This window comes from Streptomyces sp. NPDC059853, from assembly GCF_042731495.1.
In the GTDB taxonomy this organism is placed as follows: domain Bacteria; phylum Actinomycetota; class Actinomycetes; order Streptomycetales; family Streptomycetaceae; genus Streptomyces.
In genome coordinates this window covers 1-5569 of sequence record NZ_JBHWJL010000323.1, presented here as the reverse complement: position 1 = coordinate 5569, position 5569 = coordinate 1, and the positions used below count along the sequence as shown (strand labels likewise).

Below are 5569 nucleotides of genomic sequence, written 5' to 3'. Positions count from 1 at the left end.
GAGGGGCCCCGACCGCCGCTCCCCGCCGTCCCGGCTCACCGGCTCAGTCCCGCGGGGCGAGCTTGGTCCCCTCGTCCGTCAGCGGCACCGGGGCGCCGGTGCGGGCGGACTCGTTGGCGGCGACGCCGGTGAGTACGCTGCGGATGCCGTCCCGGTACCCGGCCTGGCGGGCCAGCGGGTCGTTGTCCGGGCCGCGGAAGACGTCGTTCAGCAGCAGCCGGTCGCCGCCGCCGTGACCGCCCTCGCCCTGCGGGATCTCGATCTCCTCGGCCTGCTTCCAGTGCTCCTGGAGCACCAACCGCTCGGAGACGCCCTCGGCCAGCGACTTGCTGGCCGCCGTCGGGTCGATCGCGGCGTGCGGCGGGGTCCAGGCGCGCTCGACGACCTCCAGCTCCAGCCGGCCCCTGGTGCCGTTGAAGGTGACCCGGTAGCCCTCCCAGGGGGAGTGCGCGTTGAGCGAGTAGGTGAGCAGCGCGCGGTTGTCGTAGCGGACCAGCACCGCCATGTTGTCCTCGATCGTGACGCCCTCGGCGAAGACGTCCTGGTCGCGGATGTAGCCGTCCTCGTGCTCGGCGTCCAGGTAGAGCGCCTTGAGCTTCGGGTCGACGGAGATGTCGAGGATGAACGGGTCGGAGCCCAGGCCGGGGGAGCCCTGCCCGCGCTCGGGGCGCGCGCCGCCCGCGAGTGCGGCGCCGGCCGCCTCGCTGCCGTAGAAGCGCAGGTCCGTCTGGGAGAACACCAGCTCGGGGCTGGCCGCCAGCCACCAGTTGATCAGGTCGAAGTGGTGGGTGGACTTGTGCACCAGCAGCCCGCCCGACTCGTGCTTGCGGCGGTGCCAGCGGCGGAAGTAGTCCGCGCCGTGGATGGTGTCCAGCGCCCACTCGAAGTGCACGGAGGTGACGTCGCCGATCCGGCCGTCCGCGATCACCTGCCGTACCGCCGAGTTCCGGGGGGAGTAGCGGTAGTTGAAGGTGACGATCAGCTGCCCGGGGTTGCGCTCGGCGGCGTCGGCGATCCGCTCGCAGCTCTCGGCGTCGATCGTCAGCGGCTTCTCCACCACCACGTCGCGGCCGGCGTCCAGGGCGGCGCACACGTAGTGGGCGTGGGTGGAGTCCATGGTGGTGACGACGACCACGTCCGCCCGCTCCAGCAGCGCGTCGAAGGCGTCGGGCGTGAAGGTGGGCACCGCCTGGCGGCCGGTGGCGGTGATCAGCTGGTTGTAGTAGTCCATGCGGGTCTGGTTGAGGTCGCAGAGCGCGGTGATCTCACCGGTGTCGCTCCAGTCGCCCAGCAGCGCGTCGACATACATCTGGGCCCGGTTGCCGAGTCCGACGAAGGCGTAGCGGCGGGTCATCTCTCAGTTCTCCCCTGAGTAGCGGTGGTACGGCCGAGGGCCCGCGCACGCGCCCCGGCGAGGGGGCGGTGCGCGGGCCGGCTCGGTATTACTTGCTGAGGACGGAGTTGGCCTCGTTGATGAAGCCGGAGGCGGCCTCCTGCGGGCTCATCCGGCCGAAGACGACTTCCTGGCCGTACCGCTCCAGCATGGCGGGCATCTCGCCGGCGCCGTTCGGGTTGGCCTTGGGCGGGTCGTTCAGCTCGTCGGCGAGCGCGCCGATGAACTCCAGCGAGGCCTGGTCGGTCTCGGGCAGACCGTCGCGGATCTGCTCCAGCACGGCCTCGTTGCGCGGCAGACCGCGGTCGGAGCCGATGATGGCGGCGGCCTCGGGGTCGTTCACCAGGAAGTCGACGAGCTGGCCGGCGGCCTCCTTCTTGCCGCTGCCGGCCGCGACGGACCAGAACATGTTCGGCTGGAGGAAGTGGCCGCCGCTGACGGCGTCGGCGTCCTTGGGCATGCGCAGCAGGACGATCTCGGAGCCGGAGCCGGTGGTGATGGCGTTGAGCTGGTTGGACCACCACATGCCGAAGGCGCCCTTGTTGGTGGCGACCAGGGAGGCCTCGACGCCGGTGGAGCCCAGCTCGGCGCTGCGCGAGGCGTCGGGGCTGGCCCCCGAGTCGATCAGCTCCTGCTGGAAGCCGTACCAGTCGGCGATGACCTCCTCGGACATCCCGATCTTGCCGTCCTCGCTGTAGAACGTCTCGCCGTGCTGCTGGGCGTAGATGTTGAGGTAGGCGTCGTTGAAGCTCAGCTGGGTGCCGTAGACGCCGCCGTCGGTGGCCGCGGTGACCTCGGCGCTGAACTCCTTGTAGTCGTCCCACGTCCAGGTGGTGTCGTCCGGCAGCTCGATGCCGGCCTCGTCCAGGACGGTCTTGTTGGCGGCGATGATGAAGGCGTTGACGCCGGTGGGTATCGCGTACTGGGTGCCCTCCAGCTGGCCGGACTGGAGCAGCTGGGGGTCGAGGTTGCTCACGTCCACCAGGCCGTCGAGGTCGGCCAGCGCGTTGCGGGTGCCGAACTCGCCCATCCGGCGGATCTCGGTGGAGAACACGTCGGGCGCGTCACCGGAGGCCATCTGGGTGGTGAGCCGGTCGTAGTAGTTGTCCCAGTCGGAATACTCCATCTCGACCTTGATGTCCTCGTGCTTCTCCATGAAGAGGTCGAGGACTTCCTCGGTGATCGCCTGGCGGGTGTCGTTGCCCCACCAGGCCACCCGCAGGGTGGTCGTGCCGTCGCCGCCGCTGTCACCGCCGCCGCAGGCGGCGGTGAAGGTGAGGGCACCGGCCAGCAGGAGCGCCGAACAGAGCTTCGTCGCACCGTTCTTTCTGCCGTTCACAAGGACTCCTTGTCGGAAACGCGATAAGGGGGGACGTACAGGGGGTGGCGTGGCCTACTTGAGGCCGGTGGTGGCGATGCCGCGCACCAGGTACTTCTGGCCGGCGAGGAAGAAGCCGAAGATCGGGCCGAGCGAGAGCACCGAGATGGCGAACATCGGGCCCCAGGAGGACTCCCCGCTGGAGTCCAGGAAGGTGCGCAGCGCCACCGGGACGGTGAACTTGTCCGGGTTGGTGAGGAAGATCAGCTGGCTGAGGAAGTCGTTCCAGGTCCAGATGAAGGTGAAGATCGCCGTGGTGGCCAGGGCGGGCGTGGACAGCGGCAGGATGATCCGGGTGAAGATCCGCCAGTGTCCGGCGCCGTCGATGACGGCGGCCTCGTCGAGCTCCCGGGGCAGGGTGCGGATGAACTGCACCATCAGGAAGATGAAGAAGGCGTCGGTGGCCAGGAACTTCGGGACGATCAGCGGATAGAAGGTGTTGATCCAGCCGAGGTCCGAGAACAGGATGTACTGCGGGACGATCACCACGTGCAGCGGCAGCATGATGGAGCCGAGCATCAGGGCGAACCAGAACTTCTTGAACGGGAACTCCAGCCGGGCGAAGGCGTAGGCGGCCAGCGAGCAGGCCACCAGGTTGCCGACGATGGAGGCGCCGGTGATGATCGCCGAGTTCAGGAAGTAGTGGCTGAACGGGTAGCGCAGCGCGTCCCAGCCGTTGCCGAAGTTGTCGAAGGTGAAGCTGGAGGGCCACAGCCCCGGCTCGCGGAAGATGAGTTCTTCCGGCTTCAGGGAGCTGGAGATCATCCACAGGACCGGGTACAGCATGACGAACCCGAAACCGATGAGCAGGATGTGGGTCAGGATGCGCTTGCCGCTGAGGGCGCGCAGGACGCGGGCGAACAGGGTGTCGTTCAGTCCGGGGTGACCGTTGCCGTCGTGGGCGGCGCCGGCGCGTGCGTCGGGGCGCGGCTTGACGTTATTTGTCACTGTAGAACACCCAATACTTTGACATGAGGAAGTTCACCCCGGTCAGCGCCGCGATGATCAGGACCAGGACCCACGCCATCGCCGAGGCGTAGCCCATCTCGAAGCTGTTGAAGCCCTTCTGGTACACGTGCATCGTGTAGAGGAGCGTCGAGTCGGCCGGGCTTCCGTTGCCGCCGCTGATGACGAACGCCTGGGTGAAGGACTGGAAGGCGTTGATCAGCTGGAGGATGAGATTGAAGAAGATGATCGGCGACAGCAGCGGCAGCGTGATGGAGAAGAACTGCCGGGTCTTGCCGGCCCCGTCCAGGCTGGCGGCCTCGTAGTAGCTGGTGGGGATCTGCCGCAGGCCCGCGAGGAAGATGACCATCGGGGAGCCGAAGGTCCACACGTTGAGGATGATCAGCGTGCCCAGCGCGGTGTCGGGGTGGGAGACCCAGCCCATGCCCTCGATGCCGAAGATGCCCAGGAACTCGTTGACCAGGCCGTCGGCGCCGAAGATCTGCCGCCACAGGATGGCGATGGCGACGGAGGAGCCGAGCAGGGACGGCAGGTAGTACACGGAGCGGTAGATCGGCAGTCCGCTCACGCCCCGGTCGAGCACCATCGCCAGCGCGAGGGCGAAGGCCAGCTGGAGGGGGACGGAGACGAAGACGTAGATCGCCGTGTTGGTGAGCGCCTTGAGGAACCGCGGGTCGTCCTGGAACATCCGGATGTAGTTGTCGAACCCGACCCAGTTGCTGTCCCCGATGAGGCTGTAGTCGGTGAACGACAGGTACAGCGAGGTCAGCAGGGGGCCGGCCGTGATGGCGATCAGCCCGACGAACCACGGCAGCAGGAAGAGATAGGCGGTCAGGGACTCCTTGCGCCGCCGTTTGCGCAGCGCGCCCTTGTGGTCCGCCACAGGGGGGCGGGTAGTGGTGCCCGGTGGCCTGGGGCGCACCTGGGTGTCGGTCATGCGAGGGCGCTCCTTTCGAGGAGACGAGGGGCAGCACACCGAGCGTGTTGAGGGGACGACGCGGGATCCGGGTTGTTGCTCCGTTAATACAACCGGTTGCAGCAGGCTGGTGTAACCAGCAAGAAACGTCAAGGGTCTGCGCGGATTTTCATGACAACCGATTGCAGGCTATGGTGACCGCCGTGACAGAGACGACTGTGGAGGGGGCGGGCGCTCATGGCGGTGACCATCCGTGACGTGGCCCGGGCCGCCGGCGTTCATGTGTCCACGGTCTCCCGGACATTCTCGGCACCGAACCTGGTCAAAGTCGACACCCGGGAACGAGTTCTCGCCGCGGCCGCCGAGCTGGGCTACCGCCCCAACCAGGCGGCTCGCGCGCTGACCACGGGCGTGACCCACAACCTGGGGCTGATCGTCGCCGACATCGCCAATCCGTTCTTCCCGCCGCTGATCAAGTCCGCCCAGTCGTACGCCAGGGTGCGCGGCTACCAGGTGTTCGTGGCGGACACGGACGAGGACCCGCGGGCCGAGGAGGAGCTGATCGCGATCCTCGCCAAGCAGGTGGACGGGGTGGTCCTGGTCAGCCCCCGGCTGTCGAACACCGCGATCGCCCAGCTGAGCGCGGATCTGCCGTTCGTGGTCGTGAACCGCAGCGTCAAGGGGCTGCCCGCGGTGCTGATGGACGTCAGCAGCGGGGCGGCGGCGGCCGTGGAGCATCTGGCGGGTCTCGGCCACCGGCGGCTGATGCTGCTGGGCGGGCCGCGCGGCTCGTGGACGAGCGAGCAGATGCGCAGATCGGCCGCCGCGGCGGCCGGGCGGGCCGGGGTGGCGCTGGAGATCACCGGGCCGAACGCGCCCACCGAGCGCGGTGGCCAGCAGGCCGCCGCCGCGGTGC

5 protein-coding genes are annotated in these 5569 nt (G+C 68.3%); 1 reads left to right on the top strand and 4 read right to left on the bottom strand.

Going from position 1 to position 5569, the window contains the following annotated elements:
* Positions 1-43: 43 nt before the first annotated feature.
* From ACFV5N_RS23965 to ACFV5N_RS23950, 4 genes are all read right to left on the bottom strand, one after another.
* The gene (locus ACFV5N_RS23965; protein ID WP_385603483.1) at positions 44-1354 is read right to left on the bottom strand and encodes a Gfo/Idh/MocA family protein; all 1311 of its coding nucleotides are present in this window, start codon (positions 1352-1354) and stop codon (positions 44-46) included.
* Between the two features lie 88 nt (positions 1355-1442).
* Positions 1443-2732 carry an ABC transporter substrate-binding protein gene (locus ACFV5N_RS23960; protein ID WP_385603480.1) on the bottom strand — a complete coding sequence of 430 codons (1290 nt, stop codon included), beginning with the start codon at positions 2730-2732 and terminating at the stop codon, positions 1443-1445.
* Between the two features lie 54 nt (positions 2733-2786).
* On the bottom strand, positions 2787-3719 hold the full coding sequence (locus tag ACFV5N_RS23955) for a carbohydrate ABC transporter permease (protein WP_385603477.1): 933 nt from the start codon (positions 3717-3719) through the stop codon (positions 2787-2789).
* On the bottom strand, positions 3709-4674 hold the full coding sequence (locus ACFV5N_RS23950; RefSeq protein WP_385603474.1) for a carbohydrate ABC transporter permease: 966 nt from the start codon (positions 4672-4674) through the stop codon (positions 3709-3711). The genes ACFV5N_RS23955 and ACFV5N_RS23950 overlap by 11 nt, the downstream gene beginning before the upstream one ends.
* 216 nt (positions 4675-4890) lie before the next feature.
* Here ACFV5N_RS23950 and ACFV5N_RS23945 point away from each other — a divergent pair.
* Positions 4891-5569: LacI family DNA-binding transcriptional regulator (locus ACFV5N_RS23945; protein WP_385603471.1), on the top strand; the 679-nt coding region annotated here is incomplete at its 3' end.